The organism is Streptomyces kebangsaanensis, from assembly GCF_001906585.1.
GTDB lineage: Bacteria > Actinomycetota > Actinomycetes > Streptomycetales > Streptomycetaceae > Streptomyces > Streptomyces kebangsaanensis.
On record NZ_JUJA01000026.1, the window covers coordinates 1 to 3,171 of the forward strand.

1 protein-coding gene and 1 pseudogene are annotated in these 3,171 nt (G+C 67.5%); both read right to left on the minus strand.

Annotated elements, in window-relative coordinates; translation table 11 throughout:
* Positions 1–149: 149 nt before the first annotated feature.
* Positions 150–1,538: an IS1380 family transposase gene (locus RH94_RS02605; RefSeq protein ID WP_073945630.1), complete on the minus strand. Its 1,389-nt coding sequence runs from the start codon at positions 1,536–1,538 to the stop codon at positions 150–152.
* A gap of 133 nt (positions 1,539–1,671) precedes the next feature.
* A pseudogene (locus tag RH94_RS02610) lies at positions 1,672–3,171 on the minus strand (LamG domain protein jellyroll fold domain protein); the annotation flags it as partial.

Below are 3,171 nucleotides of genomic sequence, written 5' to 3' on the forward strand. Positions count from 1 at the left end.
CCTCGATCCACCGCGTGATCTTTGATCGCGCGGTGTGATTGGTTTCGGGGTGGATTTTCGGTTCCGGGCAGGGCGGGTTTCCGGATGGCCGTTCCGGTGGCGGGTTCTCCGAGGTCTTCCAGATCGTGGACGGGCGGGGGTCCGGTTGGTCAGGTCTGCATCCGCTGCCCGGTGGCGGTCCACAGGTCGGTGAAGTCGTCGGCCCAGCGCCAGCGTCGGGGCAGATGCAGCACTACTCGTCGTCCCGGGCGGGCGATGCGGGCCGGAACGGCGATGAGATGACGGCGGATCGTGCCGGTCCGTGCCCGTGCGTGGAAGGCGGAAGCGAGGTGTCCGGCCGCGCGGGTGAGGTTGTAGGCGGTGGCGGCCAGGGTGAGCCAGGCCGCGTTCGCGGTGAACTTCCCCGAGGGCAGGTGGGCCAGGGCGGAGTCCTCCAGATCGGCGAAGACCTGTTCCACCGCGGCGTGAGCACGATGCATGGGCTCGGCGTCGGTCAGGACGAAGGTGCTGTCGGTGAAGACCACATGATGGCGCCAGACCGCGAACAGCTCACTTTGTCCGTCGGGCACCGTCTTCGGGTTCAGCCGCTTCACGCGGCGGACGATCAGCCGGGCGGTGGTGTGGAACTGCTTCTTCTTGCTGGTGAACGCGGTGAACGGGATCTCGGCGATCTCGGCGTCGGAGATCCAGCGTTCCTCCTCGGCGTCCCAGATCGCGTCGGTGTACCGGATCGGCGTCCAGGCGTCCTCGGCGATGGACGCGATCGCTTCGCGGATCGTCTTGGTGACCGCGACGGCCAGCGAGAAGCGGGCGCCGGCCCGACGGCAGGCGGCGACGACCTTGTGGGAGAAGTAGGCCGAGTCGGCGCGCACGATGATCTGTGCGGTGATCCCCATGGCCCGCACCGTGGTCAGCGCCTCGCGCAGCAGACTCGCCGCCCCCTTGCCGGAGCCCGCCGAGCCCCTGCGCAGCCGGGTGGCGACGATGACCGGCGCGCAGGTGGACGTCTTGACCGTGACGATCTGGAAGTGCAGCCCGCGGACCTTGGTGTAGCCGAACGAGGCGCCCTGCTTGGCCGGGCCGTAGACCTGCTTGACCTTGGAGTCGATGTCGACGAACACCACCTCGTCCGTCGTGGGCACCAGTCCGGTGTGGGCGGCCAGGTTGCAGGTGAACGCGCTTGTCGCGGACTGGAGTTGCCGGACGTGTCCCCAGGTGAAGGCGCGCAGGAAGGTGCCCAGCGTGGACGGTGCCCGCACCCCTGCGAAGAGCTTCCGCAGCCCTCCGTGCCGCAGGACATCCAGGTCGTCGATGGAGTCGGCGCCGGCGGCCATGCCGCCCACGATGCTCATCGCCTTCGCGTCGGGGGCCGTGCCGGCGCCGTTGGCCGCGCCGGTCAGTTTGACCTTCTCGGCCACCAGAGCCGGCAGGCCGCACCGCTCGGCCAGCCGGATCACCGGGACCAGTCCGGCATGCGCGATGAGATTCGGCTCGTCGAACGCGGCAAACACCCGCGCCGGGCTGTGGGACGATTTCACTTGAGAGGTGCCTTGCAGGTCGGGACCGGTGGAAGCGTAGGAACTCCCATCATCCCAGGTCAGCGGGCACCTCTTCTGATTTCTCCGTCCACGGCCCGTCCGCTACGCGGTGGATCCAGGCTGATACACACGTCTTCTTCGCGTTCGCCCACGTCGATCCTGAATTCAGGCTGTACTCATAGGCCACATTGTTCGTGTCGCCCGCGGCGGCCTTGAACGTGAAGGTCGCGCTCTGACCGGGCCCGCCGCGGGCCACACAGTCGTTGGTCGTGCACTCCGTGTACGGGGAACCGATCGTCACCTGCGGGGCCTTCGGCGCGGTCGGGTCGACCGTGAAGTAGCAGGGCGTGGTGTAGCCGGTGTTCAGCCGATCGGTGCCGCCTTCGTAGTAGGAGAGGGTCAGCGCCTTCAGCCGGTACTTCACGCCCTCCTGGAGGGTGGGTAGGCTACGGGACTGCTTGACCAGGTTCCCGACGTATCCGGAAGTCGGACCGTCGAGGTCGGTGTGGGCCAGCACCCAGTTCGCACCGTCGTACTTCTCCGTCCGCCACCGGATACGCAGGTTGGCGCTCGACTCACCGCCGGCGACGGTGCGCGGCCGCCCCTGCACCAGCGGTGTCGGATCGGACACAACGCTCGGACTGGCCGAGCTGGTGGAGCACACATAGCTCGAGCCAGTCACCACACCGACCTCAGTCGGAGTGGCGGGAATGCCAACGTACTTCACGGAGAGCACCGCGTCGTTCTTGAACCGCTTCCACGCGGAGGTGTCCGACTCGTCGCGCGCCCGAATCTGCAGCGTCAGCCGGGAGAACTTGCCCGCCGCGAAATCCTTGACCGTCGGCGTCAGGTTCTCGTTCGACTTGGCCGGATCGTCACGGAACTCGATCGGCGCATCCGGCGAGTTCGGGTCGCACAGCGACCCGCGGCCCGCCGACACGTTCCGGCCGACCATCAGATCCAGTTCCTTGGGCCGCGAGGACCAGGTGGTGGAAGCGGAGATGTTGTTCGTGCGGACCAGGTCCACCCAACGAGGACTGCACTAGAATGCCCACGGCTCCGTCACCCGGAACGTGGCATCCAGCACGTTCTTGCCCTTCAGGTTGGCCGGCGAAAACTCGAAGTACAGCCTCTGCACATACCCCGGACCGCAGTAATAGCCGTTCCAGGTCCCGCACTTGCCTACGCCCTTGCCCTGACCGTCGTCCCCATTGCCCCACCCGTAGGACTCATAACCGTCACTACGCAGCAGCGTGCGCTCCGACTCACCCCACGTCACCGTCGGGTCGATGAACAACGGGAACGCCGACGCATCGGTCTTGGCCAGCATCTTTGCGTCCGGCACCACCGAAAGGGAATCCTTCGTGACCTGCACGTCCATGGGAGCCACCGCATCGCCCTGCCCGGGCTCGAGGCCAGAGCCCGACGGAGCCGCCTCCGACGGGTCGGAAGGCTCGCCCCCGCCCGTGACGGCTGTTTTCCTCACCGCCCACTGCGTCTGCGTCCCGGATGCCTCACCCGCCGAGTCCCACATCCGCGCGGGCGGTGCCTTGAACACCGTACGACCGTTGGCGTCGACCGCGGCCAGGTTGCCCGCCGGGCCCTCACGCACCGTCAGCCCTTGCGCCTTGAG